This is a genomic window from Marinobacter shengliensis, assembly GCF_003007715.1.
Taxonomy (GTDB): Bacteria; Pseudomonadota; Gammaproteobacteria; order Pseudomonadales; family Oleiphilaceae; genus Marinobacter; species Marinobacter shengliensis.
In genome coordinates, this window is the sequence record NZ_PXNO01000027.1 from 181,138 (window position 1) to 207,361 (window position 26,224).

General features: G+C 57.5%; 23 protein-coding genes and 4 tRNA genes. 15 read left to right on the forward strand and 12 right to left on the reverse strand.

The features are described from left to right. Positions 1-253: 253 nt before the first annotated feature. From sodB to purE, 3 genes are all read right to left on the reverse strand, one after another. Complete coding sequence (gene sodB, locus C7H10_RS13975) at positions 254-832, reverse strand: superoxide dismutase [Fe] (RefSeq protein ID WP_058091808.1); 579 nt, start codon at positions 830-832, stop codon at positions 254-256. Positions 833-906: 74 nt separating this feature from the next. Beyond that, positions 907-2,025: a 5-(carboxyamino)imidazole ribonucleotide synthase gene (locus C7H10_RS13980; protein WP_106695374.1), complete on the reverse strand. Its 1,119-nt coding sequence runs from the start codon at positions 2,023-2,025 to the stop codon at positions 907-909. 174 nt (positions 2,026-2,199) lie between these two features. Further along, positions 2,200-2,691 (reverse strand): 5-(carboxyamino)imidazole ribonucleotide mutase, encoded by a 492-nt coding sequence (gene purE, locus C7H10_RS13985; protein WP_061331731.1) that lies wholly within the window; start codon positions 2,689-2,691, stop codon positions 2,200-2,202. A 173-nt stretch (positions 2,692-2,864) separates the two neighbouring features. On the opposite strand from purE, the gene C7H10_RS13990 reads away from it, so the two are divergent. From C7H10_RS13990 to C7H10_RS14015, 6 genes are all read left to right on the forward strand, one after another. After that, positions 2,865-3,821, forward strand: a complete 957-nt coding sequence (locus C7H10_RS13990) for a hypothetical protein (protein ID WP_106695375.1) — start codon at positions 2,865-2,867, stop codon at positions 3,819-3,821. Positions 3,822-3,967: 146 nt separating this feature from the next. After that, positions 3,968-4,828 (forward strand): DUF2846 domain-containing protein, encoded by an 861-nt coding sequence (locus C7H10_RS13995; RefSeq protein WP_061331733.1) that lies wholly within the window; start codon positions 3,968-3,970, stop codon positions 4,826-4,828. A gap of 49 nt (positions 4,829-4,877) precedes the next feature. Continuing rightward, complete coding sequence (locus C7H10_RS14000) at positions 4,878-5,135, forward strand: hypothetical protein (protein WP_061331734.1); 258 nt, start codon at positions 4,878-4,880, stop codon at positions 5,133-5,135. Between the two features lie 190 nt (positions 5,136-5,325). Beyond that, a tRNA-Val gene (locus C7H10_RS14005) sits at positions 5,326-5,401 on the forward strand. A gap of 50 nt (positions 5,402-5,451) precedes the next feature. Then, positions 5,452-5,528 (forward strand) — tRNA-Asp (locus C7H10_RS14010). 10 nt (positions 5,529-5,538) lie between these two features. Continuing rightward, a tRNA-Val gene (locus C7H10_RS14015) sits at positions 5,539-5,614 on the forward strand. 136 nt (positions 5,615-5,750) lie between these two features. On the opposite strand, the gene C7H10_RS14020 is transcribed toward C7H10_RS14015, so the two are convergent. Then, complete coding sequence (locus C7H10_RS14020) at positions 5,751-7,157, reverse strand: 3-oxoacyl-ACP reductase (RefSeq protein WP_106695376.1); 1,407 nt, start codon at positions 7,155-7,157, stop codon at positions 5,751-5,753. Positions 7,158-7,409: 252 nt separating this feature from the next. Between C7H10_RS14020 and C7H10_RS14025 the strand changes: the two genes are divergently transcribed. The 4 genes from C7H10_RS14025 (at position 7,410) to C7H10_RS14040 (ending at position 10,724) form a co-directional block, all read left to right on the forward strand. Next, positions 7,410-8,684, forward strand: coding sequence for an acetyl-CoA C-acetyltransferase (locus tag C7H10_RS14025; protein ID WP_106696000.1), 1,275 nt, complete (start codon positions 7,410-7,412; stop codon positions 8,682-8,684). Between the two features lie 97 nt (positions 8,685-8,781). Next, positions 8,782-8,858 (forward strand) — tRNA-Met (locus C7H10_RS14030). 139 nt (positions 8,859-8,997) lie between these two features. Further along, positions 8,998-10,218, forward strand: a complete 1,221-nt coding sequence (gene sstT / locus C7H10_RS14035; RefSeq protein WP_106695377.1) for a serine/threonine transporter SstT — start codon at positions 8,998-9,000, stop codon at positions 10,216-10,218. Next, the gene (locus C7H10_RS14040) at positions 10,218-10,724 is read left to right on the forward strand and encodes a shikimate kinase (protein ID WP_106695378.1); all 507 of its coding nucleotides are present in this window, start codon (positions 10,218-10,220) and stop codon (positions 10,722-10,724) included. Before sstT ends, C7H10_RS14040 begins: the two co-directional genes overlap by 1 nt. 23 nt (positions 10,725-10,747) lie before the next feature. On the opposite strand, the gene C7H10_RS14045 is transcribed toward C7H10_RS14040, so the two are convergent. Genes C7H10_RS14045 through C7H10_RS14055 form a run of 3 tightly spaced genes read right to left on the reverse strand, consistent with a single transcriptional unit; the run spans position 10,748 to position 14,339 of the window. Continuing rightward, entirely contained in the window at positions 10,748-11,755 is a 1,008-nt protein-coding gene (locus tag C7H10_RS14045) for a hypothetical protein (RefSeq protein ID WP_106695379.1), read from the reverse strand. A 53-nt stretch (positions 11,756-11,808) separates the two neighbouring features. After that, a complete protein-coding gene (locus C7H10_RS14050; protein ID WP_106695380.1) occupies positions 11,809-13,017 on the reverse strand; it encodes an acyl-CoA dehydrogenase family protein in 1,209 nt (402 codons plus the stop codon). 17 nt (positions 13,018-13,034) lie between these two features. Beyond that, complete coding sequence (locus tag C7H10_RS14055) at positions 13,035-14,339, reverse strand: acyl-CoA dehydrogenase family protein (RefSeq protein ID WP_106695381.1); 1,305 nt, start codon at positions 14,337-14,339, stop codon at positions 13,035-13,037. A 217-nt stretch (positions 14,340-14,556) separates the two neighbouring features. Here C7H10_RS14055 and C7H10_RS14060 point away from each other — a divergent pair, with 217 nt between their 5' ends. After that, on the forward strand, positions 14,557-16,305 hold the full coding sequence (locus tag C7H10_RS14060; RefSeq protein ID WP_106695382.1) for an autotransporter assembly complex protein TamA: 1,749 nt from the start codon (positions 14,557-14,559) through the stop codon (positions 16,303-16,305). Continuing rightward, positions 16,302-20,081: a translocation/assembly module TamB domain-containing protein gene (locus tag C7H10_RS14065; RefSeq protein WP_244178289.1), complete on the forward strand. Its 3,780-nt coding sequence runs from the start codon at positions 16,302-16,304 to the stop codon at positions 20,079-20,081. The genes C7H10_RS14060 and C7H10_RS14065 overlap by 4 nt, the downstream gene beginning before the upstream one ends. 10 nt (positions 20,082-20,091) lie before the next feature. Here the strand turns inward: C7H10_RS14065 and C7H10_RS14070 are convergent, their stop codons facing one another. From C7H10_RS14070 to C7H10_RS14080, 3 genes are read right to left on the reverse strand one after another with little or no spacing between them, the layout of a single operon-like run. Beyond that, on the reverse strand, positions 20,092-20,778 hold the full coding sequence (locus C7H10_RS14070; RefSeq protein WP_106695383.1) for an SIMPL domain-containing protein: 687 nt from the start codon (positions 20,776-20,778) through the stop codon (positions 20,092-20,094). A 2-nt stretch (positions 20,779-20,780) separates the two neighbouring features. After that, on the reverse strand, positions 20,781-21,524 hold the full coding sequence (locus C7H10_RS14075) for a gamma-glutamyl-gamma-aminobutyrate hydrolase family protein (RefSeq protein WP_106695384.1): 744 nt from the start codon (positions 21,522-21,524) through the stop codon (positions 20,781-20,783). Further along, on the reverse strand, positions 21,517-22,518 hold the full coding sequence (locus C7H10_RS14080; RefSeq protein ID WP_106695385.1) for an amidoligase family protein: 1,002 nt from the start codon (positions 22,516-22,518) through the stop codon (positions 21,517-21,519). Before C7H10_RS14080 ends, C7H10_RS14075 begins: the two co-directional genes overlap by 8 nt. Before the next feature lie 166 nt (positions 22,519-22,684). Between C7H10_RS14080 and lexA the strand changes: the two genes are divergently transcribed. Continuing rightward, positions 22,685-23,293, forward strand: coding sequence for a transcriptional repressor LexA (lexA, locus tag C7H10_RS14085; protein ID WP_058090186.1), 609 nt, complete (start codon positions 22,685-22,687; stop codon positions 23,291-23,293). Positions 23,294-23,333: 40 nt separating this feature from the next. Beyond that, positions 23,334-23,825, forward strand: coding sequence for a cell division inhibitor SulA (locus tag C7H10_RS14090; RefSeq protein WP_106695386.1), 492 nt, complete (start codon positions 23,334-23,336; stop codon positions 23,823-23,825). Positions 23,826-23,831: 6 nt separating this feature from the next. Here the strand turns inward: C7H10_RS14090 and C7H10_RS14095 are convergent, their stop codons facing one another. Together C7H10_RS14095 and C7H10_RS14100 are read right to left on the reverse strand one after the other, a co-directional pair. After that, positions 23,832-24,092 carry a hypothetical protein gene (locus C7H10_RS14095; protein WP_072677681.1) on the reverse strand — a complete coding sequence of 87 codons (261 nt, stop codon included), beginning with the start codon at positions 24,090-24,092 and terminating at the stop codon, positions 23,832-23,834. A gap of 61 nt (positions 24,093-24,153) precedes the next feature. Continuing rightward, positions 24,154-24,636, reverse strand: coding sequence for a DUF6586 family protein (locus tag C7H10_RS14100; RefSeq protein ID WP_106695387.1), 483 nt, complete (start codon positions 24,634-24,636; stop codon positions 24,154-24,156). Between the two features lie 222 nt (positions 24,637-24,858). Here C7H10_RS14100 and C7H10_RS14105 point away from each other — a divergent pair, with 222 nt between their 5' ends. After that, the gene (locus C7H10_RS14105) at positions 24,859-26,217 is read left to right on the forward strand and encodes a DUF1329 domain-containing protein (RefSeq protein ID WP_106695388.1); all 1,359 of its coding nucleotides are present in this window, start codon (positions 24,859-24,861) and stop codon (positions 26,215-26,217) included. Positions 26,218-26,224: the final 7 nt, after the last annotated feature.

A 26,224-nucleotide genomic window follows, 5' to 3' on the forward strand; every position in this document is an offset into this window, starting at 1 on the left:
CGAGTCTTGTGGCTCATCTGTCCGGATTGTTCTTGGGTGCAGGCGCCAGGGTCAGGCCTGCCGTGTACGACAGTATGGTTCAGATTTTTTGCAACTGCATGGAGTATGGCCGATTTTTTCAAATAATCATGGGTGGGCGTGTATCGATTTGTTGCGGTTTCGTCGCATTTGGATACAGAAACGCCCGCCAGGCTGACCTGGCGGGCGTTCAGGCGGAAGCGGCCGGGCAGCTTCCGACGGCACTACTCTGTGATCAGGCCAGATTTTCGTTAACGAAATTCCAGTTGACCAGGTTCCAGAAGCCTTCGAGGTAATTCGGGCGGCTGTTCCGGTAATCGATGTAGTAGGCGTGTTCCCAAACGTCAACAGTCAGTACCGGCTTGTCAGCGCCGGTCAGCGGAGTTTCCGCGTTGCTGGTATTAACGATGGCTACGCTGCCGTCGGCCTTCTTCACCAGCCAGGTCCAGCCGGAGCCGAAGTTGTTGGCGGCTTTGTCGTTGAATTCTTTCTTGAACTCTTCGAAAGAACCAAACGCTTTCTCGATCGCTTCTTTGGCAGCGCCAGTGGGCTCGCCACCGCCGTTCGGGCTCAGGCAGTTCCAGAAGAAGGTGTGGTTCCACACCTGCGCAGCGTTGTTAAACAGTGGGCCGCTAGCGCTCTTGATAATGTCTTCCAGGGATTTGCTGGCATTATCGGTGCCGTCAATCAGGCCATTCAGCTTGGTGACGTAGGTCTGGTGGTGCTTGCCGTAATGGTATTCCAGGGTTTCCTGGGACATGTGCGGTTCCAGAGCGTTTTTTTCGTAAGGCAGTGCGGGAAGTTCAAATGCCATGAGGTCGTTCTCCCTGTCTCTCTGTTTATGTTGAATGTGTACGTCACAGCAATATAGGGGCGATTTGAGCTAAATCAACCCCTTGGTGTAAGAGTGCTTGTAAACTCGGGGCTGCCGGGCAGGAACTGTGCGCAGTTCCGGACCCGCCACACCAGTTCTTCGTAGCTGTCGGCCAGAATGTTTACATGTCCCAGCTTGCGCCCCGGGCGCTCACCTTTATTGTAGAGGTGAACATGAGCGTAGGGCAGTTCCAGTATGCGTTCAATGTCTCCATGCTCGCCGATGATGTTAATCATGCAGCTAAGCCCTCTGGCTGCCACGTTGCCCAGGGCATGGCCGCTGACAGCGCGAATGTGGTTTTCAAACTGGCTGGTCATGGCACCTTCGATGGTCCAGTGCCCGGAGTTGTGTACTCGCGGCGCCATTTCGTTGGCCACCAGGCCGTCATCGGTCTCAAAAAGCTCGAGGGTTAATACGCCCACGTAGTTCAATTCGTTCAGCAGAGATTTGATGTATTTCTCTGCGTCTTGCTGAATGTGTGCCTGAAGCGCAGGCGCGGGAGCAATGGAATAACGAAGGATGCCTTCGTGGTGGGTGTTCTCGGCAATGGGGTAGAAGGCCAGGTCGCCGTCCTCCGCGCGCACGGCAATAATCGATACTTCACGTTTGAAGTTGACGAACTTTTCGACGATCACCCGTGGGTGCCCGATGCTGCTCCAGGCGGCTTGTGCTTCTTCCGGTGTTTTCAGTACTGCCTGGCCTTTGCCGTCGTAGCCTTCGGTGATGGACTTGGCAACCACCGGGCAGCCGAGTTCTTCGGCAGCGGCTTTGAGTGACTCGGCGCTGTCTGCGATTTGCCATTGGGGTGTGGGGATGCCCAGGCGGCCGAACAGGGTCTTTTCGGCTTCGCGGTTCTGGCAAACTTCCAGGGCCCTGGGGCAGGGATGCACGGGTTTGTGTTTGGCGAGTTCTTCTGCCACGGCGACGGGCAGGTGTTCGAATTCGTAGGTAACGCGGTCCACCCGGGAGATGAAGTCGTCCAGGTATTGGCCGTCACGGTCGATGATGACTTCGCCAAGGCCGGCGCTGGGACTGCCGGACATGTCATAGAACACGAAGTCTTTGGCCAGGGGGTAGCCTGCGAGGGCTAGCATGCGGCCTAGCTGGCCGGCGCCAAGTACACCAATTCTCATGTAATTTCTCCTGCCACGGTTTCGGCTCTGACATTGGTGGTGTGAGCAGTTCGGGGAAGGCTTTCCAAAACACGCTCAAGCCCATCCATGGGGCGCTTGGGCTCCGCCATCCATGGCTCCGCACAGTTTTGGAAAGCCTTCCCCGAACTGCTCATCCAGCCTTGGGAGTTGGCTTCACTGATCTCTTGGATCAGGGTTATCCAGAATTGTTTGTGTCTGTGTTGCTCTGAACTCGTCAACAGCCTTTCGGACGCCATCGTCAGACGTGCCAATAATCTGTGCTGCCAGCAGGCCGGCGTTGGTGGCGCCCGCTTTGCCGATGGCCAGCGTGCCAACGGCGATGCCGCCAGGCATCTGTACGATAGACAGCAGCGAATCCAGGCCGTTCAGGGCCTTTGATTGTACAGGAACGCCCAGGACTGGCAGAGAGGTCTGGGAGGCAACCATGCCGGGTAGGTGAGCTGCACCGCCGGCGCCTGCAATGATGACTTTCAGGCCGCGGTCGGCTGCGGTTTTGGCATAGTCAAAGAGCAGGTCGGGGGTGCGGTGGGCGGAGACCACCCGGGTTTCGTAGGCGACGCCGAGTTTTTCGAGCATGTCGGCGGCGTGTTCCATGGTGGGCCAGTCGGATTTCGAGCCCATGATGAGTCCTACAAGCGGCTGCATATGCAACTGTCCTGTGATAATTGGAAAGCCGGCCATTGTATGTTTTGCCTACCTACCATGCAACACAGGGCGGGCGTGGTTCCGGTAATCTTTAAAAGGCTTCATTTTAACGGATTGTTAAGTACGGGTATTATCGTGGCTGACATTTTGACCATCCCGATTCAGGAGTAGTAATGGAACCCATTCGCCCGGACGATGACGAGCTGAGAGCTGAGCCCCCTATTGGTGGCGCCGAGCCCAGAAAGCCTGATGGGCAAAAAGGTAAATCCGCCAGTAACCGGCAGAAGCCTCCTAAGCCCCCAAAACCGGAGAAGACGTCTGGCGGTGGCGGCCCGGGAGGTGGGTTGTTGATGTGGCTTTTGTTGGTGGTCGTGGCCGCAGGCGCGGGTGCCGGCTGGTATTTTCAGAATGAGCGTATTGAAGCCCTTGAGGGGCAGCTGGAAGAGGCGGATTACTGGGCTCGGCAGAGTAAGTTGGCGCTGGCGCGCTTTGAGGGTGAGTTATCAGAAACCGGGGAGTCGCTGCAGGAGCGGGGAGCTTCCCTGGAGGAGAAGATTGCGGCTAATGACGAGCGCCTGGATTCCGCAGACAGTGAAATCCGTAAACTCTGGGTGATTGCCAACGAGCGCAACAAAAAACGGCTTGATGAGCACCAGCAAAGGTTGGCGGATGTTGATGATCAGCTTGCCCAGGCAAACAAGGCTGCGTCTGATTTGACCTCATCGTTGGAGCAGGCACGCACCGGGTTGTCGGCGGATGTGGCGCAGGTGCGGCAGCGGCTTGACGATTCCGTCGCTTCGCTGGAGCGAGCGAACCAGGAGGCAACGCAGCAGTTGACACGGTTGAGTCAGCAGATCGGTGATGTGGACCAGGTGGTTGAGAGCCGGATAAGGCGCTTTGAGCAGGAGCAAAAGCTGGGGATCAGTGGCATGGAAGGCCAGATTGCCGCGCTGGAACAGAAGGTGGACTCCATGGCGGGCGACGGCGAGGTCCGGGCTTTGAGGAATCAGCTGTCTGAGCTCAAGAAAACCGTTGATGCGGTGGATGCGTCGCGGTCTCAGCTTACTTCCCGGCTGGTCCGGTTGTCCGAAGAGGTTAACCAGCTTCGCTCGCAGGTTTCCGGAAACTAGGCTCTTGCCTTCTCCAGAAGACTCGGCTTCCAAGGTGTAGGGGGTGAATGTAACGATTTGTATTCATCCCTTGCGGTAGCTCTCATTTCTATTGAGTGGCAGTTGTTATCATCGGCTAACTCGATAGGGATGAAGAGTGCATAACAATGAAAAAACGAGTGCCTTACCTTCGGAACGCTATCGCCCTGTTGTGTGTGGTGGCGCTCTCCGGCTGTACCATCTATCAATCTATTGGCAAGAGTGTGGGGGCTTTCCTGCATCCTGTGTCGGGGCATGACTTTGTCCATATCGACACCGATGCCTGGGATCAGCGCAATGCTGTTCTTTACTTCTACCGCACTCACTCCCAATGGGCTGCGGATGAGATCGAGTCGCCCAGCGTCTACATCGACGACAAGCACTACTTCAACATCCGCAACAACAGCTACACCTGGCTTGAGGTGAAACCCGGTGAGCGCCACATTGCTATGCGCAGGCCGCTGTTGGGACTGGAGGGGCTGAATTCGTTCAGCTTGAGCCTGATTGCCGATGCCACGCTGCGGGTTGAGCCCGGCAAGATCTATTACCTGCGTTACAACGAGCTGACCGAGCCGGAGCGGCGCCATCCGGATCTGGACCCGGATCATCCCCTGGCCAGTGGCGATCTGCAGCTGGTGACCCGTGACTACGCCATGCAGTCCGGTCAGATTGTTTCCACCCTGTTCCTCAACAGCGACCTGCTGGCGCCGAATCATGCTGGTGCTTCCATTGTTGAGGTCAATGAAGACATGGATTACAAGAAGCGAAAGGCGGCGTTGGAGGAAGAGCGGGAGCTTGAGGTTGAGCAACTGAAACAGCAGGGTAAGTATGAGTCTGCCTCCTGGTACTGGCCGTTCGGTGGTGGCCCCACAGAGCCCCTGGAGGCGGATCAGAAGCTGGAGGCGTTGGAGCGGGATTACGCAAAGCTGGAATTGGAGCGTAAGCGGCGCCGTGAAGAGGAATCCGGCGGCGGCTGGTGGATTTTCTGAGCGAGGGTTGTCTACACTGGAGTTGGTTGACTGCGGTGAGATAAAAACAATGTCGCTCAAAGATAATCTGGTAGTTCGATTCGAGAAAGTGGCGGGGCGCCTGGTGCCCTATCTGGAAGAGTCCTGGCGGGATGTCAGGGTCAAGCTGGATGATCTCAACCGTTCGCTGGCCAGTCAGGCGATACCGAATGAACGGAGAGACAAAGTCAGTGAGTTGGCGTTGCGTCAGAAGGGCGAGCAGGCGGGCCAGAAAACCGGGGAGGTGCGCGACTTTCCTGGCGGGCGCAAACGGCACACAAGCCCCTGATTTTGATTAATAAATGCTCAGGTAATGCCGGGTCAGAAAAAATTCATGAATTTTCCGGAAAACATTTGACACGGTGAGTGAAATGCTTAAAATGCGCGTCTCACTTGGTTGATGCAGCAATGCTGAATCAACAAGCGCTAAGCGCAACAAGTGACCGCTTTGAGCCTGAAGAACAGTAAGGCCACGAAGTGGGTGGTTAGCTCAGCTGGGAGAGCATCGCCCTTACAAGGCGAGGGTCGCAGGTTCGATCCCTGCACCACCCACCATTTTCAAGCGGTTTCAGGTTCGGCGTTTATTTGCAGCGTTGAACCGATGCGGAGCGGTAGTTCAGTTGGTTAGAATACCGGCCTGTCACGCCGGGGGTCGCGGGTTCGAGTCCCGTCCGCTCCGCCAACTTTTTCCCGGGTGGTTAGCTCAGCTGGGAGAGCATCGCCCTTACAAGGCGAGGGTCGCAGGTTCGATCCCTGCACCACCCACCAGATGTGAAGAAAAGCAGATCCAAACGGATCTGCTTTTTTTTCGCCTGAAGGAAAGTCTGACCGCTTCCCCGATACAAAAAACCGGGAGCTCGATGCCCCCGGTTTCTCGTCGTTCAGGTTGGTGCAAGGTCCGGCATCATTTGCCGATCAGCGACTGCCCGCACACCCGCACAACGTTGCCGTTAACGCCGGCAGAAGCCGGGTTGCAGTACCAGGCAATGGCTTCTGCAACGTCTACCGGTTGTCCGCCCTGAGACAGGCTGTTCATTCGCCGGCCCGCCTCGCGGATGGTGAATGGCATGGCGGCGGTCATCTGGGTTTCGATGAAACCGGGGGCAATGGCGTTGATGGTTATGCCGTTTTTCAGGTGCTTTGCCATAGATTCCACATAACCGATCACACCGCTCTTGGCGCAGGAATAGTTGGTCTGGCCGAAGTTGCCGGCAATGCCGCTGATGGAGGAAATGCAAACAATACGGCCGTTGTCGCGCATCAGCTTGCGCTCGGCCAGTTCTTCATCGATCAACTCCTCAGCAGTCAGGTTGACAGCGATCGTCATATCCCAGAAGTGCGCTGGCATGTTTCCGAGGGTTTTGTCGCGGGTAATGCCGGCGTTGTGAACCACAAAATCCACCCCGCCGGTTCCTTTTTCAATGAAATCTGCAATCAGCTTGGGTGCCTTTTCTTCGGTAATGTCGCAGGCCAGCGCCTTGCCTTTGATGGCGTCGGTTACTTTCTGCAGTTCCTCCAATGCCGGGGGGATATCCAGGCCGATAACGGTTGCGCCGTCGCGGGCCAGGGTTTCTGCAATGGCTGCGCCAATGCCCCGGGAGGCGCCAGTGACCAGGGCTACCTTGCCGGCCAGCGGAGCCACCGGGTTGGTGGCTTTGGCTTCCTCTGCTTTGCCAATACGCACCACCTGGCCGGAAACATAAGCCGAGCGTGCAGACAGGAAGAAGCGAACCGTGGAATCCAGCTGGTTCTCGGCGTTCGGAGCCATCCATGCCAGGTTGGCCGTGCAGCCCTTCTTGCCAATTTCCTTGCCAACGGCGCGTACAAAGCCTTCAAGGGCTTGCTGGGCGGCGGCCTGGGGTGCCTTCCGGCAGGTGTGAGGGTCCAGGCCTATCACCAGCACCCGGCCATTGGAGGCCAGTTTGCGGATGGTCGGATGGAAAAAGTCGTACAGAGCACGTAGTTCCTGAGGGTTTTTGAGACCGGTCGCGTCGAATACCAGGGCTGAGAACTTTCCGTTCACTTCGCCGGACACATCCAGCGCCTTGGCTTTGTTGCCCGCCTGAGCGGAGTCCGCCAGGGTTTCGATACCCGTGGCATGGTGCAGGCCCGCCGGGCTGGCGCCAATGATTGAGCCAAGGGTGGCGATAGCGCGGGCACCGGCGCCTGCGCCAATCAATACGTCGCCTTCAATAAATGGCTGGTCGACCCGCTTCAGGCGGCTGAGGGGCGCCGGGGAGGGCAAGCCCAGCGACTGTGCGGCGGTTTTGCCAACCGGAGTGTTAACCAGTTTCAGGTAGAGGTCAGACATGATGTTCTTCCTTGTGAGTTTGGTTGAGTATGAAATAGCCCAAAGGGTAAAGCTTCTGCCAGTTATTGGATTGACTCAACTCAGTCATGGCGTTGTCAGAGTTGCCAATGAGCAACGGGCGCCAGGCGCTAGACTCTGGGCTAACCTGAATCAAACCACTTATGATCACCACTGAAGGGACAGTTTGCTATGGCACAGGCACCAAAAACCACTCGTACTGGCACGAAATCCGGTTCTCGGGCTACCAAAAAGGTGCCCGGCATTCGCCGCGTCGCTGTTATTGGCGGTAATCGTACGCCGTTTGCCCGCTCCAACACCGCCTACAGCAAAATCAGTAATCAGGAGCTGCTGACATCCACGCTTCGGGGCCTGGTGGATCGCTACAACCTCCAGGGCATGAGGCTGGGCGAGGTGGTCGCTGGTGCGGTGATTAAACATTCCCGGGACTTCAACCTTACCCGTGAGTCGGTGTTGAGCTCGGGCCTGGCACCGGAAACGCCGGCCTATGATATCCAGCAGGCCTGTGGTACCGGGCTTGAGGCAGCCATTCTGGTGGCGAACAAAATTGCTCTTGGGCAAATTGAATGCGGCATCGCCGGCGGTACCGATACCACGTCGGATGCGCCCATCGGTGTGGGTGAGGGCTTGCGGGAGATTCTTCTGGACCTGAACCGAGCCAAAACCGCCAAGGAGCGCCTGAAGATTCTTGGCCGTTTCCGCCCTGGCCACCTGATGCCGGAGATTCCGGAGAATGGCGAGCCGCGTACCGGACTGTCCATGGGGGATCACTGTCAGGTCACGGCGAAGGAGTGGAATATTGCCCGTGAGGACCAGGATCGCCTGGCCTGGGAAAGCCACCAGAAGCTGGCCAAGGCCTATGACGAGGGCTTCTTTGAGGATCTTCTGACACCGATGGCGGGTCTGGATAAAGACAACATCCTGCGCCCGGATACCACCCTTGAAAAATTGGCTACATTGAAGCCCTGTTTTGATCGTGAAAACGGCACCATGACTGCTGCCAATAGCACCGCCCTGACGGATGGCGCCTCCTGCGTGTTGCTGGCAAGTGAAGAGTGGGCAAAAGCCAATAATATGGAAGTGAAGGCCTGGCTGACGTTCTCTGAAGTGGCAGCGGTGGACTTCGTGGACAAGAAAGAGGGCCTGCTGATGGCGCCGGCCTATGCCGTGCCGCGCATGCTGGAGAAGGCAGGCCTGACCCTGCAGGATTTCGACTTCTACGAAATTCACGAAGCCTTCGCCGCCCAGGTATTGTCTACCCTGAAGGCGTGGGAAGATCCGGTCTTCTGCAAGGAGCGCCTGGGCCTGGACACGCCGCTGGGCAGTATTGACCGGGCAAAGATGAACGTGAAAGGCTCCAGTCTGGCAACCGGGCACCCGTTTGCCGCCACTGGTGGTCGTATCGTCGCAACCCTGGCCAAATTGCTGGAAGAAAAGGGCAGTGGTCGAGGCCTGATTTCCATCTGCGCGGCGGGTGGTCAGGGCGTGACGGCGATTCTGGAACGCTAAGTTACGGGAAAACCGTAATTTCCTTTGACAGGGGCAACTTCACGCCGTATTATTCGCGCCACGTTGATCGGGGTGACCCGGTAAACAGCCAGTTTGATGCGGGGTGGAGCAGTCTGGTAGCTCGTCGGGCTCATAACCCGAAGGTCGTTGGTTCGAATCCAGCCCCCGCTACCAATAAAAAAGGCAGATCAGTACTAACTGATCTGCCTTTTTGCTTTTTGTATCCAAAAAATACGATTTACCGATCTGAAGGTCGCCGATGGGTGTGCCCGCCTGGTGGACGGCCCCTTAGTCAACAAACAGGAGCTTTTACATGTCCAGCCGGCTGCCCGCTTTCCTCCGCCCGTTACTGCAAATGGGCTTGATCCCCCAAATTACCATCGGCATTGTTGCCGGCATACTGTTGGCCATTGTTGCGCCAGAGGCGGCGCGGTCAGTATCGCTGCTTGGGCAATTATTCATTTCGGCTCTGACCGCCGTGGCGCCGATTCTAGTATTTGTACTGGTGGCGTCGGCTATTGCTGCCCATCAGAAGGGGCAACCTACCCACATTCGCGGGGTGTTGTTGCTGTATGTGGTTGGCACCCTGCTGGCCGCTGTGGTGGCCGTTGTTGCCAGCTTTGTGTTCCCCTCTGAGCTTACTCTGGATATGCCGGAAGTGGCCGGCAATCCGCCGGGCAGTATTGTTGAGATTCTGCAGAACCTGGTTTTGAGCGTGGTTACCAATCCGGTCACGGCACTGATGGATGCGAACTTCATTGCCATTCTGGCCTGGGCTATCGGCCTTGGGTTGATGTTGCGACAGTCCGGCGATGCTACCCGGTCGGTTCTGAACGATTTGTCTGACGCTGTTTCCGGTATCGTGAAGCTGGTCATCCGGCTGGCACCTTTGGGCATTTTTGGCCTTGTCGCCAATACCCTGGCGGAGTCTGGTGTGGCGGCCCTGCTCGAGTATGGTCATTTGCTGGCCGTGATTGTGGGCTGCATGCTGTTTGTGGCGTTGGTGACCAATCCATTGATCGTCTTTGCTTACACACGCAGGAACCCGTACCCCCTGGTGTTTACCTGCCTGCGGGGGAGCGCGATTACCGCCTTTTTTACCCGCAGTTCGGCCGCCAATATTCCGGTCAATCTCAACCTGTGTGAGCGCCTGAAACTCGACCCGGACACCTACGCGATTTCTATCCCGCTGGGGGCAACCATCAATATGGCCGGAGCAGCCATTACCATCTCGGTGATTACCCTGGCCACAGCCCATACGCTCGGCATTCCGGTTGACTTGCCAACGGCGCTGCTGCTTTGCGTGGTATCCGCGGTTGCAGCCTGCGGCGTGTCCGGAGTGGCAGGTGGTTCCTTGTTGCTGATTCCTCTGGCTACCAGTCTGTTCGGCATCTCCGCCGAGGTTGCCATGCAGGCGGTGGCCATCGGGTTTGTAATCAGCGTGGTGCAGGATTCCACTGAAACGGCCCTGAATTCCTCCACCGATGTCCTGTTTACCGCAGCCGCCTGCCATGCGGCGGAGGATCGGGTGTGATGGTGGATCCTACTGGCCGCAATCTGATTTTCATCGGCATGCCCGGCAGTGGCAAAAGCACCATTGGTGTGCTGGTGGCCAAGCGCCTTGGCATGGGGTTCATCGACACCGACCTGCTGATTCAGGAGCAGGCCGGCCGTACCCTGCAGGAGATTGTTGATCAGGACGGCTATGTGGCCTTGCGTCAGATCGAGGAGCAGGTGCTGCTGGCGCTGGACGTTCACAATCAGGTTATCAGTACCGGCGGCAGTGCAGTGTACAGTGATGCTGCAATGCAGCATTTGAAGCGCAACGGTACTGTGGTGTTCCTGGACATTTCACTGGAGACGGTGATTCACCGTATTGGCGATTACAGCCTTCGGGGGATTTCACGGCGGCCGGACCAGTCTCTGGCCGAGTTGTTCGAGGAGCGTTTCGCGCTTTATACCCGCTATGCAGACCTGACCATAAAAGGGGAGGGCTTCAATCAGGACCAGTTGTGTGAGGCTATTATCCGCAAGCTCTGAAGGTATTTGTCCGGGGGGACAGATTACGGCAGGTTTGCCCGCCAGTGTTTCACTCGTACCTGGTCCTTGATGGCGTCAATGACTTCCAGAATCAGGTTGATCAACGCCTCTTGTTCCTGGTCTGCTCCTTTCTCTTCTCCCGGCTCCGGCAGCATCACGTTCACAATATCTTCGATAAAAGCGTGATTGCTGGAAGACGCCAGATCTTCCAGGATCTGGTGGATCACGTTTGCAACAATATCGCCAACGGCATTTTCCAGCGTGTCCTGTATGGTTGGGCCAACCACCGGCAGGTATTTCAGTCTCGACAGTTCAAGATTCTGCTTCAGGGCGTTGTCTACACGGTCTTCCAGATAGACTCGCAGGGCACCTCTATTGGGAATATAGCCGTGCTGCGCAGCCAGGGCGACGCGTTCCGATAACCAATCCGACAACATGGACCGTCTCGGGAACAGAATGTCAGTCTGGATACGTTCGAACAGGGGCGAACCACGCTTTACCTCATCCTGAACGCCGCTCAGAACCTTCAGAACAATCCGGTCTGATAACTCTTCCATGAAGGCTTCGTAGTAGAACGACACAAACTGGTACAAGCGAGTGCTGGTGAAGTCGATGATCTTGTATTGGTGCAGGCGGTAGATGATCGAAATGATCCGCAGCGCCCGCAGGAAGCGGAAGCCGCCAACGGGGATGCAGCCCACCAGATCGTACCAGTGTATGAACGGGTAGAAATACCAGCGGTCGTAGACCTTGGCTTTGACGGAGTAGCCCCAGCGGACAAAAAACTCGGTCAGGAAGATGGAGACGAAGATCAGATCATAGAAAATAAAGCGTTCATGGATCGGCTGGTAGATCGCATTGACGGCGGGGAGGTTTTCTTCCAGCAGGTTCTGAATCGCAACGAAACTGTATATCGAGTCCCAGATGATAAAGGCCAGGTTGATGATCAGTAGGCCCAGCATCAGGAAATCGATAAGGAACCAGATCAACTGATGGCTGGACCGAAGGTTTTCGCGGTTAATCCTGAGCATCCGGGCTACCTGTCATTGGTCAGGGGCATAATATAAGTCCCTGACAGGTTAGCTTATTTCAGCTCGGAGGACGACTTTCCGAGTAATCGTCGGGCGATGATCAGAAGCTGGATCTGCTGGGTGCCTTCGAAAATGTCGAGTATTTTGGAGTCCCGGGCCCATTTTTCGAGCAGTTCCGTTTCCTGGTACCCCAGTGATGCACACAGCTCTACGCAGCGGAGCGTGATCTGGTTACCCACCCGGCCGGCCTTGGCTTTGGCCATGGACGCTTCTTTGGAGTTGGGTTGGCCGTTGTCGGCCATCCAGGCGGCTCTGAGCGTCAGTAGCCTGGCGGCCTCCAGTTCCGCTTCCAGCAAATGCAGTTCCCGGACAGCGGCGGTGGTTGTCCAGCTTTGTTGCTGGTAGGCCAGGTCCAATCCTGCTGTCTTCAGAATTTCCTGAGTGCGCTCCAGGGCGGCCCGAGCCACTCCGATGGCCATTCCAGCGACCACCGGTCGGGTGTTGTCAAAGGTTTGCATGGCGCCGGCAAAGCCTTTGTCCACGCTGATCTCGGGATCACCCAGCAGGTTTTCTTTCGGAACCCGGCAATTGTGAAAACGGATAGCGGCCGTGTCTGAGGCGCGGATTCCCAGTTTCTTCTCCAGTCGCTCCACGGTCATTCCGGGTGTGCCTTTCTCCACCACAAATGATTTGATGGCGGCCCGGCCCTGGGATGTGTCGAGTGTGGCCCAGACCACAACCGCATTGGCCCTTTCACCGGCGGTCACATAGATCTTCTCACCGTTGATAATATAGTGGTCGCCGTCTTTGGTGGCCGTCGTCCGAATGGCGGCGGAATCCGAACCGACACCGGGTTCGGTGATCGCCATGGCTGCCCAGGTCTTGCCAAACCGTTGAAGCTGTTGCTCGTTGGCAACGGCGGCAATGGCGGAGTTACCCAAACCCTGGCGAGGGATGGACAGAGCCAGGCCAACGTCGCCCCAGCAGAGTTCCGTGAGACCCAGAACGGTTTTCATGTTGGTGCCATTCTGGTTGCCGGTGCCGGTGTCTCCGGCGGACCGGGCCAGGCGGCCAGCCCCAGCACCACCATCGGCCGCGCCATCGTTCATGCCATCCATGATGGAGGCGAACATATCCAGTTCCTTGGGATAGGCGTGCTCGGCGCGGTCATAATGTCGGGAAATCGGTCGGAAAACTTCCCGGGCCACCTGTTGGGCCTGATGAACAATCGGTGCAAACTTTCCAGGAATGTCGAGATTCATAGCGAATGTCCTTGGTGTCAGGCGTGAACGCCGCCATGGTGAGTGGCGGTGGAGCGAAGATCCCGATACCAGCGCTCTACCGGGTGTTCTTTAACAAAACCGTGGCCGCCGAGTAGCTGGACGCCGTTGGTTCCGATCTCCATGCTTTTCTCATTGCACAGCAAGCGGGCCAGGCAGCTTTCCCGGTGGAAGCTTCGGCCGGTTTCGGCCCTACTGGCGGCGCGCCAGGTGAGCATGCGCATGCTGTCGGTCTCAATGGCCATATTGCTGATCATGAACGCCACCGATTGCCGGTGGCTGATAGGCTCGCCAAAGGCCTGACGGTCGTTACAGTAGGGAATGACATAATCCAGCACGGCCTGCGCTGTACCGATGGCCAGGCCGCAGCGCATCAGGGCGGCTCTGTCGATGAAAGCCTGAAAACAGAAATCGTCATCGCCGAGCAGTGCGTCGGCCGGTACGTCCAGGTTGTCGAACCGGACTGAGGTGGCCTCCGCCGCGCGCAACCCCATCCCCGGGGTATCCGCTATTGCCAGGTTTAGGCCAGCGGTTTCAATAATAAAGACCCGGGGTGTGCCATTGAGGGCAGCCGAGACCAGCAACAACTCGCACTCGGCGCCTGCAATCACAAACGATTTTTCGCCGTTAATCCGGTAGCCCTGGTCGGTCTCGGTAGCCGTGGTGGATGGTTGCATTGGGTCAAACAGCGGCGTTGGTTCGTCAATGGCGAGACTGGCCACCGGAGGCGTATCCTCGCAGAAGGCCGGCAGATAGCGGGACTGTTGCTCTCCATTGCCCCAGCAACTGATCGCCTGGGCGACACTGAAGGGTACCAGTAGCCGAATTGCCAGAGCCATATCGCCCCAGGCCAGTTGCTCAGCAATCAGCACGCTGGTCACCGGTGACTGCTGTTCGGCCACCCCACCGAATTCGCTGGGTACCGCGTACATGGGCAAGCCAAGGGCAGCGGCCTCGTGTTTAACGGCTTCAGGCAATCGGCCCTGTTCGTCGGCCTCCTGGGCTGCGGGCCTGAGGACATCCCGGGCCAGGCGTTTCAGGCTGTCGACAATCATTTGCTGGTCGTCGTCGAGGCTAAGGTCAAACAGGTCGCCTGGGGCCCCGGGTGGCAGTCGCTTCCGGGGTAGCCAGTTGCGAACCCGTTTGAACTCACGGCCCGCCAGGGCAATGGTCCGGAAACCGGTCCGAGTGCCTTGGTATGCCGTACGTTCAAGGGGAGATCTCAAGCCCAGTCGATCGAGCAAAGGGTTGCCGGATATCCGGTTCATGATCGAGAGTGCAAGTCCGATTGGATCCCTGGTCACGCTGAACTCCTGAGGTTGTCTGATTGATCGCACCACGTGGAACCGAGCATGGCTCCGTAGGTCACAATGGCCATTGGCAGGTGTAGCATTCCCTGATGGCATTGTGGTCAATTGTGATTTTGGCGCGCCAGGCGTAGAAGCGCGCATCCGCTATCGGTAAACTCACCCCCTGACTCAGGGATTCGTCAATCATCCAGGTGGGAAACCCAAACACCGCATGCTGTTACCCCGACATCACATACAGAGAATCCTGAAGCTGACCGGGCTTGCGGTGCTGTTGAGCGCGTCTGCCAGCCATGCCAGTCAGGTCAGGGTTGAGGTTGAGGGCGATCACAGTGACTTGAGAGACAATGCCCGGATTTTTGTGGGTGAGGTAGAAGGCCGCTCAGCCGATGGCCTGCGCCGTTACGCCTCCACGGCGATAGCCCAGGTTGAACAGGCCATTCGGGCCCTGGGGTACTACAATCCGGTGATCACATTCGAAGTCACTGAAAATGCGGATGGGCTGGCCGAGCTGGTGTTGACGGTTGTGCCGGGGGAGCCCGTCCGCATTCGTTCCAGGTCAGTGCTGATCGAGGGGCCAGGCAGTGAAGATCCGGCACTGGTTGATCAGATTCCGAAAGAGCCGGCGGAAGGAGATGTGCTTCATCATGGCCGCTACAACACGCTTCGGCAGGCCATACAGAATCGGGCGCGACGTCTGGGTTACTTTGACGGTGAGTTTGTGACCCGCCGACTGGAAGTAGACCCGTCCGAGAATCACGCAGATATTACCTTGCACTACCGTACCGGAGAGCGGTATCGCCTGGGCGCGGTTACCTTCCTGGAAGGCCACGGTTTTGACGAAGGTTTACTGAACCAGTTTGTGACCTTTGAACCAGGCATTCCTTTCCACGCCGATGAAGTGGCGAAGCTCAACGGCGATCTGTCCAACAGTGGTTACTTTTCCGGTGTGGATATTGATGCTTCACCGAACCGGGCAGAGGATGGAGTGATACCGGTGGATATTGGCCTTACCCCCAGGCCGCCCCGGTCGGTAGGCGCCGGTGTTGGCTTCTCAACAGACGTTGGGCCACGCTTTCGGGGCAACTGGCGTGAGCACTACATTAATCCAATGGGGCATCGCCGTGGCGCAGACACGGAGCTTTCGGAGCTGCGTCAGAATGTCAGCGGCTGGTACGAACTTCCACTGGATCCCCCAATGTCGGACTCCCTACGGTTGGGCGCGGGTTACCAGCGGGAGCATATCGAAGACGTGGAATCGGAACGGCTGACGCTGGGGCAACAGTGGCGGCATCGGCTGGATACCGGCTGGATGCAGGTGTTGTCCATTCGATGGGAAGGCGAGCGCTTCAAAATTGGCGAAGATGAGCGGGGCAACTCCAGCCTGTTGCTGCCGGGGCTCAGTTACTCCAAACTCCAGGCCAACTCGCCCCTGGACCCGTCCCGGGGCTACCGATTGCAGTTTGATGTGACCGGTGCCCACCGTGCAATCATTTCCGACGCGGACATCCTGCACGTGAATGTGCTGGCCAGGGGGCTGTATACCCTGGCTGATAATCACCGGTTCCTGACCCGTTTCAACTTCGGTGGGGTGGCGACCAACAGTTTTTCCGATGTGCCGCCCTCATTGCGCTTCTTTGCCGGTGGTGATCAGAGCGTCCGGGGCTATGGCTATGAAACCCTGTCGCCCCGTGATGACAACGGTGTAGCCGTTGGTGGCCGTTTTCAGCTGGTCGGTGGTGTCGAATATCAGTACGAGTTTGTCCGGAACTGGCGGGTGGCGGCGTTCGTCGACAAGGGCAACGCGGTGAATGATGTGTTTGACCGGCTGGCGACAGGTGCCGGCCTGGGGATTCGCTGGGTGAGCCCGGTAGGGCCGCTGCGTCTGGATTTGGCGAAAGGCCTGGACGAAGAGTTTGGCGGCGGCTGGCGTATTCACTTTTCCATGGGGCCAGAGCTGTGACCGATCATCCACCGGTGCCACCAGAGCAGGCTGAAGGTCAGCCGAAGAAACACAAAAAGCCGCTGCGCCGGCGCTGGTGGTTCTGGCTGTTGCTGGTCGTCACATTGTTGCTGTTTTTGCCCCTGGTGCTCGTTGGGCTGATTTTGCTGGCCCTGCATACCGAAAAGGGAACGGCCTGGACCATTGATCAGATTCCCGGGTTGCAAACCGAGGCCGACCGAGGCTCCCTGCTTGGCCAGTGGCAGGCCGACCGCCTTGAATGGCACGGCTATGGTGTGGGCGTGGTGGTTGAGGCTCCGGAAGTAGACTGGTCTCCGACTTGCCTGTTCGAAAAAACCATCTGCCTGGACACGCTCAAGGCCGATCGGATTGCAGTGACCCTGCAGCCCTCTGAATCTGATGATGAAAGTTCCGGTGATATCAGCCTTCCCAGGATTAACCTGCCGCTGGCAGTGGTGATCGGGGATGTTGCCCTGGGGCCGCTGACTGTCAATGACGGAGCCATCTGGGACCGGTTTGAGCTGCAATCCCGGGCCTCCGGTGCCAGCCTGGAGCTTGAACACGTGCTGTATCAGCTGGACGAGATACGGGTATCGGCGAGTGGTCGCGCTGACATGCGGCGGGATTGGCCCCTGGATATTGATGTTGACGTATCCTTGCCGCCGCCATCGGGAGATGACTGGCAGATCACCGTTAACCTGGGTGGCAGCGTCAGGGACTTGCGGTTGCAAGGTGCCAGTAGTGGTTATCTTAATGCGAATATACAGGGGCAGGTTCAGCCGCTGGAAAGCCGTTTGCCAGCGTCCATCAGACTCGAATCCGAGCGTTTTCTTGCCCATCATGATCTTCCGGAAACACTGACGCTGAAGAACTGGCGATTAACCCTTGACGGTTCCCTGGCCAACGGTTTCAGGACCCGCACCCAGGCGCTACTGCCGGGTACCGAGGGTGATATCCAGACTTCTATCCAGGGATTGGTCACCACAGAGAAGGCGACAGATCTGGTACTGTCCATGGCCGGCCCGGAACGGGAGGGCGGTGAGCCACCCGGAACCCTGGAGGTGCAGGGCGAAGCCTCCTGGGCCGATGGTCTGGCCGCTGATGTGGGGCTGGCCCTGGACCGCTTCCCCTGGTACAGCCTGGTGCCGGAGCTGGACGAGCCTCCGGTTTCGCTGAACCGTCTGGAAGGTCGGGCAAGTTACCAGGAAGACCGCTACCAGGCGGATCTTGACGCCCGGGTTGCCGGTCCCCTTGGGGACGCCGAGCTGAAGGCCCGCCTTGATGGCGATACGCAGGCTGTCCGTATCACCCAGCTCGACATGACGACCGGAGCGGGTTCCCTGTCTGGTGAAGCCGAGCTCGATTTTTCTTCCCAGCTGGCTTGGCAGGCTGCCCTGGTTCTGGATCAGTTCAATCCGGGCTATTGGGTGCCTATGCTGGAGTCCCGGTTGGACGGCAACGTAACCAGTGAAGGCCGGCTTCAGGACGATGCATTGCCCCGAATGACGGCGGGCTGGAATCTGCAGGGACGATGGCAGGGGAACAATGCTCGCGCCCGGGGCCAGTTGGTCAGTGACGGTCGCGAATGGCAAGTGGATGATCTTGTGCTTGTCGTGGGTGAGAACCGTGTTGAAGGGCAGGGTCGTTACGGCAGCCAACTGGCAGGTAACTTGTCCGTCCTGTTGCCTGAACCGGCGATGTTTGCCGAAGGTCTGGCTGGTGAACTGGAAGCCAGCCTGCAGTTTGCTGGCACCGTGGATGATCCCACCGCCGAGCTTGTCATGGCTGGCCGCGGATTGAGCTGGCAGGATCTGTTGCAGATTGAGGCCGTGGATCTTGATGCCAGTCTGGCCACAGGCGGTGTGCTGGATGCAGCACTGGAGATTAATGAGTTTCGTGCCGCTGATCAACAGCTGGAAAGCGTGTCTCTGCGCCTTGAAGGTACCCGGGGTGAGCATCAGCTAACCGTCAATGCCAGCCACAGTGAGGCGACCCTGCTTGCCGTATTCGCCGGCGCCCTGAGTGAGGGCCTGGATGCCTGGCAGGGCGCCCTGAACCGCAGTGAAATCGATATACCCGGCCCGGGCCAGACGTGGCAGCTGGAGTCTCCGGCGGAACTTTCCTACACCGAAGAAGGCAACCTGAGCCTCGGCGCTCACTGCTGGCGCTGGCAGGACAGTTCGGTATGCGCTGAAGATCAACAGTTGTTGCCGGATGCCCATATCGCCTTCCAGATTCGCCAGTTTCCGACGACTGCCCTAGAGCCGCTGTTGCCTGATACCTTCCGCTGGAGTGCCAGCCTGGATGCCGATGTTGACCTGTCACTGACCGACGCTGGTCCGGATGGCAGAATCACACTGGATGCCGGTGAGGGAACCTTTGAATTTCTGGTGCTGGATGACTGGGAAACCCTGAGTCATGAGCGCCTGACCGTCGATGCCCATCTTCAGCCCAGCATAGCTGAGCTGTCAGTTGCCCTGCGGGGGCCAGAGTTGGGCGATTTTACTGCGGAGCTGGCGGTTGATCCAATGGCCGAAGAGCGGCCGGTACAGGGCCGTTTCAGCTTGAACTCACTGGATCTGGCTTTTGCTTCCGCCTTTGCCGGGGTGGAAGAGATTGGAGGTCAGGTTAACGGCCAGGGCGAGATTACCGGCCCATTGTTACGCCCCATGATTCATGGCGAGCTGGCTCTTACGAATGGTCGTTTTTACGATCCGGGCCTGCCACTCCCACTGAATGATGTGGTTCTGGTGCTCGAGTTTCTCGGTGATTCCGCTGATATCAGCGGGCGCTGGAACAGTAACGACCGCAGTAGCGGGCAACTTTCGGGGATGATCAATTGGCAGCAGGAGCCAGAGATTGAGCTGTCGATTGTTGGCGACAGGCTGCCGGTGAATTTCGAACCCTATGCCCGGGTTGAAGTTGGGCCAGACCTCACCATTGCTTTCCGCAGTGGTGAACTCTCGGTGTCGGGGCGTGTGGAAGTACCCCGTGGTGAGATCGAGATCAAGGGGCTTCCGGAGTCAGCGGTTTCTATCTCCGAAGATGAGGTGATTGTCGGAGTTGAAACCGAGGAACCGACCATCCGGCGTATGGTGATGGACGTGACTGTGGTGGTCGGCGAAGACCGGGTAGCGTTTGATGCTTTCGGTGTGACCGGGAATCTCGAGGGGACCCTGCGGATTGGCAACGACATGGATACCCGGGGTGCGCTACAACTGGTGAATGGCCAATACCAGGCATTTGGGCAGGATCTGGAACTGCGGCGAGCGCGAATCCTGTTTGTTGGTGCTCTGACAGAACCCTACCTGGACATCGAGGCAGTGCGCAGGGTAGACACTGTTGTTGCCGGTATCAGGCTTAGCGGCCCCGTGAACGCCCCTGAAACCGAGGTATTCTCAGAACCCTCCATGCCCCAAAGCGATGCGCTGTCCTACATCATTCTGGGCCGCCCGCCTCAAAGCCGCGGTGACGACGGTCAGATGGCGCAAGCTGCTCTGTCGCTGGGGCTGACCCAGGCAAGCCGCCTGACCCAGGGCATTGGAGACGAGTTGGGCATTCGCAATCTCACCCTGGAAACTGAAGGTTCCGGGGATGAGGCTTCGGTGGTGGCCAGCGGATACATAACCGATGAATTGAGCCTGAGGTACGGCGTCGGGATATTCGAACCGATCACCACGGTCGCACTGCGTTATGATCTGGGCCGGTATTTCTATCTGGAGGCGGCCAATGGCCTGGCCGCCTCGCTGGATATCTTCTACACCCGGGATTTCTGATCGACGGTTGTTAGTCCAGGTTGAAGGTGGCGTTGACGCTGGCCTGGATTTCCCGGGGGGCGATACTGGAAACGGTGTCGCTGGCGGCTCTTGCTTCCGCCATCATCATGGGCATCGGGCGGTGCCCGCCATTGATGTTGATGGTTTTGACCTCACCACAGGTTTTGCCCAACTGTTCCGCCACAAAGGCACACCGGCTGCGGGCATCCTCGATTGCCCTCGCCAGTGCCTGGCGTTGCAGGCGCTCCTCGTCGGAATGGAAGAATTGGTGTTCGCTCAGATGGTATTGCAGACCAGCCTTATGGGCCTGTTCCAACAGGGGGTTCAGAAGTTCAAGATTGTCGATGGAAAAGCTGACCGTCTGGCTTGCCACCGCCATTCTCTCCGGTTGCTGCCCACGCTCCTGAACCGGTAACGACCGGGTATACAGGTTAACGTTCGCGTCTGAGTAGTCCACCAGTTGGTCGCGCATGCCCTGTATGGCCTTGCGCCATTGCTCCATGGTCTCGGAAAGGCGATCGGAAGCCCGTTCTGGCAGGTTGTGCTCGGCACTGGCGGTAAATTGCAAACGGGCGCTGTCCGGAGTGTAGCGAATGCTGCCCTCGCCACTCAGGCTCACTTCGCCAGCGGAAACGGCCAGTGGCGCGAATGAAGCCACGAACACCGTTGCGGCCAAGGCTTTGGTGTATTTTTTCATGATCAGTCTCCTTGTTGGCCAAAGGCCATATCTTGGCTTTGCAGCCGCTCCAGTTTCCGAGCCCGGGCGGCGTGCACAAAGTGGCTGAAAATCCGCCGGTGGCCGGTGTGATACAGCAGGTATTCCGGATGCCACTGAACCCCCATCAACCATTGTTGCCCGGTGTTTTCGATGGCCTGCACAAACAGGTCGTTGTCCAGTGCCGTAACCCTGAGATTCCGCCCCAGGTGTTTAATCGCCTGGCTGTGAATACGGTTCGCACCAATCAGGGTGCTGTGCATCAGCCGGCCTATCCGGCTGTCATGGACCAGCTGGACTGTTTGAAGGGGGAGCAGCAAAGGGCGGTGACGGGTTTTCATTCGCAGCGGGGTCACGTTCTGGCACAGCGACCCGCCATGAAAGACATTGATGAACTGGGCGCCGCGGCATATACCCAGTACCGGAATGTCTATTTCCTCGGCTTGCTTGAGCAGCCTGAAGTCGGTTTCGTCCCGTTTCAGGTCGTATCTTGCGGTCACTTGTGGCTGTTGGCCATAGCGGTTGGGGTGCACGTGGGTGCCGCCAGACAGCACCAGGCCATCGAGCAGGGAGACGTCCGTGCTGGATCCGGGGCGAATGTAGTGCGTGTGGGCACCGTGCAGCCGCAGGCCCAGATTGATCAGTCTGTGGGCGGTGCTGCGCCGGGCGGGGCCGCTGATGCCAATGGTGATCCCCGGCGATTCTGGTGCTTCCTGGGTCTCAGACATAACCGCGCTGTTCAAGCCATTGTTCCGTGGTGTCACGCCATGAGCGGGTGAGGTTGCGAAAACTGAATGTCTGGGCTTCGCGGAACAGTTCCCTGAGCTCTTTCAGGTGCTCTGGATGGTTTGCGATCTGCTCCAGTACCACCCAGTCGTTCCAGACCGTGGAGAAATGCCATCGGGGGTTGTCGATATCGCAATCGGGTAACCGGTAGTGCAGCGTCGGCCGGCTCTTGATTCTCGGGTCGTCCACATAGTCGTGCAACAGCTCTGAATCCATGTGTGCAAACAGTGGCAGAAGGTCCAGGGCCTTGTTCCGCGTCGGGTTGAAGTTCAGATAGTCTTTCATCAGCGAGGCCTGGTCGGGAGCGTAATTTTCCGCCATCAGCATATCCGTGTAACGGCTGCTCCAGGGCTCGATGTAAGTGGTAAATTTTCGGCTTATGTCAATCTGATGCCGGGATTTGAGCCAGTCATAAAGTGCCGCGAAGGCCTGCAGGTAGGTGACAATGGTTGCGGGTTCCAGGTCCGGCAGTTCGGGATTGAGTTGCAGGCCGAAAGCAAAATAAATCGCTTCCCTGCTGCCTTCCGCGCCAAGGTCGCGAAGCTGGTCTACCAGTTCCTCTATCAGGTCCAGTCTGGAAAAGGGCAGAGGCGGCCCGACAATCTCAAGAGGCACAATGCGCTCTGCAGCAAAATCGATGACATCCATGGCGTGGGTGCCCAGCTCGCGGATTGACTCGGGCAGGCGTTCGTCCGCCAGGTCAAGATCCTTCACGGGATCAGAGTCCAGCTCAATGGTGAAGGTTCCGGCGTCAGTCTCCAGGCTGGTGACATAACGCGACTCCAGCTCCGGGGTGCCCTTGAGCAGGCGGGCGACATGTTCGACCAGTTCATCGTAGCCCAGTCCGGAGAGTTCGATCTCCACGCCAACTCTACGCTCTTCTCCATGGTGATTACGAAGCCGCTCCGGCATCGCACAACGCTCTGTCGAATTCATTGGCACCTTGCATCCATATAATTCACGGACTTAAACCATAACACACCGATATGCTGCGGCCCGATTACATGGCAGAAAATTTCAATCGGGCTTTACACTGGATAAAACACTGTATATAGTCAAATCACTGTATATAAAACCAGGATGAAAAACCCGGAGTACATGCATGAAGCTGACCGCGCGACAGTCCCAGGTGCTGGATATCATCCGGCGTTACGTAGACGAAACCGGTTACCCGCCAACGCGGGCAGAAATCGCTGCCGAACTGGGGTTCCGCTCCGCCAATGCGGCAGAGGAGCACTTGCGGGCCCTGGCCAGGAAAGGCGCCATCGAAATGGTGCCCGGTGCCAGCCGGGGGATTCGACTGCCGGAAGTGGAGCAGGACCCGGGGTTACCGGTTGTCGGCCAGGTTGCGGCGGGCAGCCCGATTCTCGCCCAGGAACACATTGAAGAGCACTGCACTTTGCAGCCGGAATTTTTCTCGCCATCCGCCGATTACCTGCTCCGGGTGCGCGGCATGAGCATGAAAGACATTGGCATTCTCGACGGTGATCTGCTCGCAGTGCATCGCACTCAGGATGTCCATAACGGGCAGGTGGTTGTTGCCAGGGTTGGTGAAGAAGTGACGGTAAAGCGGTTTCGCAGGGACGGCTCAAAGGTCTGGTTGATTGCGGAAAACGAAGAGTTTGCCCCGATTGAAATTGATCTGGCTGAACAGGAGTTGTTTATCGAAGGTCTGGGTGTGGGCGTGATCCGCCGATCAGATTTGCATTGATAACCAGCAATAAGAAACGATTAGCGCAGGTAGGTGAGCAATGGAACAGTTAAGCTTCACTCAGAACATGGCGTTCCAGCCGGCGGCCATCATGCCCGCCCGCACGGTGTCTACAGGAAAAGCACGGTCCACAGCCCTTCACTCATCGTCAGACGTTGGTCGGGGAACCAAGGATTTTGGCGGTAACGTGACGGAAATTATTCTTCCTGAAGGCCAGGTGGAGAACGTCCAGTTGCTGCTCCCTATGCTCACCCAGCTGAACCAGGAAAAGCGCTGGCTAGCTCTGATTGACCCGCCACAGTCCCTGGTTGGCAAGTGGCAGAAGATGCACGGTATTGTGGCCAGTGAGTTGCTGGTATTGCGCTCAACCAACGATTACTCAGCACAGCAGCTGGCTGAGCGTGCTTTGAGTGCCGGTACCTGTCATGCGGTGGTGCTCTGGACTAACAAGCTCGGGCGTTCAGCCTTTGAGTCCCTTCAAAAGGCTTCGGCGCAAGGTAGCAGCCACGGCGTGGTGCTGCGTCATCGGTAAAGGAGTTCAGTGGAGGGTGTATTGGGGCTGGGGTTCGGCCAGATCATTGTCGTCATCGTCCCAGTCAATATCGTGTGCGATATTGCCGGCGGCCTCAATCCCTGCCGCAATCATCGCCTTGGCAACGCTCATGTCGCGATCTTCCATCATTTCCCTGGCCTCCTGCGAGAAGGAAATGCGTACCAACGGCGCTGCGTCGTCATCAATGCGGCGCAAGGCATAGTCGCCATTGGCAAGTTGTACGATTTCAAAAAACGATGGTGACATTCGTTCAACCTTTGTCTTGGTGTATTCGATTCGGTGTGGGAATTTTGCCAACAGGGTGGGGCTACCACTCGCTGTGTTGTTCCTCAAGCCGTTTGGCCAGTTCAGTCATGGCCGCCAGGGTCTTTCTGAGTGTGGCGGCGGAACGGTCCGGGCCCTGTTCGACTGAAACCGCGATGATATTCTCTTCTGTAACATTCTTGCGTGTGGTCGGAGGCTGGCTCAAAGCCGATTCAACCTGGTCAAGATGGTTCCACCAGCTTCCCGATGTGTCCGCCAGTTCTCTCAAAAGCCGGGTCTCGTGTACCTCGTAAGGAAACAGTGTTTCCAGTTCTGCCAGTGTCTGCGGTTTTTCGGCTTTGTGCTGATGGTATCGCGCAATCATCACCAGCAGCGTTCGCCTTGCCCGTAGCAGGAGCTCGGCGGAGCCCTGAGACAGCGCTTCCGTTTCCGCAGCGGAGCGCTTGGTGTCCGACTCAAGCCTGGCGAGTAAGGTGTTGGCCAGAAAAAGCTTTTGGGCTACCAGTGAGTACCATTGTGATGCCATCTACCACCCGCACTACGTGAGCGTTCAAGAGTCCAATCAGAACAACCGCCAGAGTCTATCATTTTTGCGCGCAAATTTCTCCTCCCCTGGGCTCCCCGTAATAGCTGCATTTCACAAGAAACTACAAACAATCACTTGAAACGGTCGTTTGAAACTGGCAAAAAGGCGCACAGATTGAACAAGCTTTGATCGTCTTGTGGTCCATTATTGGAGGTAATAAGGATGCGGAACCGGATAATTGCTGCTATTGCAGCGGCGGTATTGGGGTGTTCAGGTCCGGCCTTGGCAAAGGTGTCGCCGGCAGAGGCCGAGCGTTTGAAGAATGATCTCACGCCGGTGGGTGCAGAGCGGGCGGGTAACGAGTCTGGCACCATTCCGGCTTGGACTGGCGGGTTGGCTTCACCCCCGGCCAATTGGCGCGAAGGCACCGTAGAGATTAACCCGTTCCCGGAAGACGAAACGCTGTACGTTATTACCCGTGACAATCTGGACCAGTACCGGGACATACTGTCGGACGGCCACATTCAGATGCTGGAGCAATACGGCCCGGAATTTTTCATGCCGGTGTACCAGGCCCGCCGAACAGCAGCGTTCCCCGAGCATGTCTACGAGAAGTTTTACCAGAACGCACTGACAGCTGAACTTCTGGATAACGGTAACGGTGTTCGAGACACCATTATGACCAGTCCGTTCCCCATTCCACAGAACGGCCTGGAAGCGATCTGGAACCATATTCTCCGGTACCGGGGTGAGGAACTGTCGTTCCGCAGTGCATCGGCTACGCCGCAGCGCGACGGCTCGTTCAACCCGGTCGTTAACCAGTACGACTATTTCTTCGCCTACAGTCGCCCCGGTGCTGAGCTGGAAGACATTGATAACAAGATTTTCTACCTGAAAACCGAAACCGTCGCGCCGTCCAGCCTGGCTGGCACTATTACCCTGGTTCATGAAACCCTTGACCAGGTTCGCTCACCGCGACTGGCATGGCGTTACGATTCCGGTTCCCGCCGTTTGCGCCGGTCCCCGAATCTGGCCTATGAGACGGATCTGCCGAACTCATCGTCACTGCGTTCAGTCGACCAGAAGGACATGTACAACGGTGCCCCTAACCAGTACGACTGGGAACTCAAGGGCAAGCGTGAACTGATCGTTCCCTACAACGCCTACAAACTGCACGATGAAAGTGTTCGTCCAAATGACGTGATCCGGCCGAACCACATCAATCAGGACCTGACCCGATACGAGCTTCACCGGGTGTGGGTAGTCGAGGCGAAGCGACGCACCGGCATCAGCCATATCTATGATCGCCGCGTTTACTACATTGATGAGGACAGCTGGCAGATTCTGGCCACGGAAGAATATAACGAGGCTGGCGAACTCTGGCGTGTATCCGAAGCACACAACATTGTCTATTACAGTGTGCCGGTCTTCTGGACCACCATGGAAATGACGTATGATCTGAAAGCACAGCGTTACTACATCGATGGCCTGGATAACGGCTACCCGGCCTATAATTTTGAGCCTGGGTATCGGGGCAACGAATTTACCGCTGCCGCCGCCCGCAGGGCCGCGCGCCGGTAAACCTTCC

What these genes read in the sequence shown, in the direction of transcription:
- C7H10_RS14060 (WP_106695382.1), top strand. Translation starts at nt 14,557, where the DNA reads ATGCTGTTACCCCGACATCACATACAGAGAATCCTGAAGCTGACCGGG.
- purE (WP_061331731.1), bottom strand. Translation starts at nt 2,691, where the DNA reads ATGCAGCCGCTTGTAGGACTCATCATGGGCTCGAAATCCGACTGGCCC.
- sodB (WP_058091808.1), bottom strand. Translation starts at nt 832, where the DNA reads ATGGCATTTGAACTTCCCGCACTGCCTTACGAAAAAAACGCTCTGGAA.
- C7H10_RS14080 (WP_106695385.1), bottom strand. Translation starts at nt 22,518, where the DNA reads ATGAATTCGACAGAGCGTTGTGCGATGCCGGAGCGGCTTCGTAATCAC.
- C7H10_RS14090 (WP_106695386.1), top strand. Translation starts at nt 23,334, where the DNA reads ATGGAACAGTTAAGCTTCACTCAGAACATGGCGTTCCAGCCGGCGGCC.
- C7H10_RS14095 (WP_072677681.1), bottom strand. Translation starts at nt 24,092, where the DNA reads ATGTCACCATCGTTTTTTGAAATCGTACAACTTGCCAATGGCGACTAT.
- C7H10_RS14050 (WP_106695380.1), bottom strand. Translation starts at nt 13,017, where the DNA reads ATGAATCTCGACATTCCTGGAAAGTTTGCACCGATTGTTCATCAGGCC.
- C7H10_RS14000 (WP_061331734.1), top strand. Translation starts at nt 4,878, where the DNA reads ATGTCGCTCAAAGATAATCTGGTAGTTCGATTCGAGAAAGTGGCGGGG.
- C7H10_RS13980 (WP_106695374.1), bottom strand. Translation starts at nt 2,025, where the DNA reads ATGAGAATTGGTGTACTTGGCGCCGGCCAGCTAGGCCGCATGCTAGCC.
- C7H10_RS13995 (WP_061331733.1), top strand. Translation starts at nt 3,968, where the DNA reads ATGAAAAAACGAGTGCCTTACCTTCGGAACGCTATCGCCCTGTTGTGT.
- C7H10_RS14100 (WP_106695387.1), bottom strand. Translation starts at nt 24,636, where the DNA reads ATGGCATCACAATGGTACTCACTGGTAGCCCAAAAGCTTTTTCTGGCC.
- C7H10_RS13990 (WP_106695375.1), top strand. Translation starts at nt 2,865, where the DNA reads ATGGAACCCATTCGCCCGGACGATGACGAGCTGAGAGCTGAGCCCCCT.
- C7H10_RS14020 (WP_106695376.1), bottom strand. Translation starts at nt 7,157, where the DNA reads ATGTCTGACCTCTACCTGAAACTGGTTAACACTCCGGTTGGCAAAACC.
- C7H10_RS14040 (WP_106695378.1), top strand. Translation starts at nt 10,218, where the DNA reads ATGGTGGATCCTACTGGCCGCAATCTGATTTTCATCGGCATGCCCGGC.
- lexA (WP_058090186.1), top strand. Translation starts at nt 22,685, where the DNA reads ATGAAGCTGACCGCGCGACAGTCCCAGGTGCTGGATATCATCCGGCGT.
- C7H10_RS14105 (WP_106695388.1), top strand. Translation starts at nt 24,859, where the DNA reads ATGCGGAACCGGATAATTGCTGCTATTGCAGCGGCGGTATTGGGGTGT.
- C7H10_RS14075 (WP_106695384.1), bottom strand. Translation starts at nt 21,524, where the DNA reads ATGTCTGAGACCCAGGAAGCACCAGAATCGCCGGGGATCACCATTGGC.
- sstT (WP_106695377.1), top strand. Translation starts at nt 8,998, where the DNA reads ATGTCCAGCCGGCTGCCCGCTTTCCTCCGCCCGTTACTGCAAATGGGC.
- C7H10_RS14045 (WP_106695379.1), bottom strand. Translation starts at nt 11,755, where the DNA reads ATGCTCAGGATTAACCGCGAAAACCTTCGGTCCAGCCATCAGTTGATC.
- C7H10_RS14070 (WP_106695383.1), bottom strand. Translation starts at nt 20,778, where the DNA reads ATGAAAAAATACACCAAAGCCTTGGCCGCAACGGTGTTCGTGGCTTCA.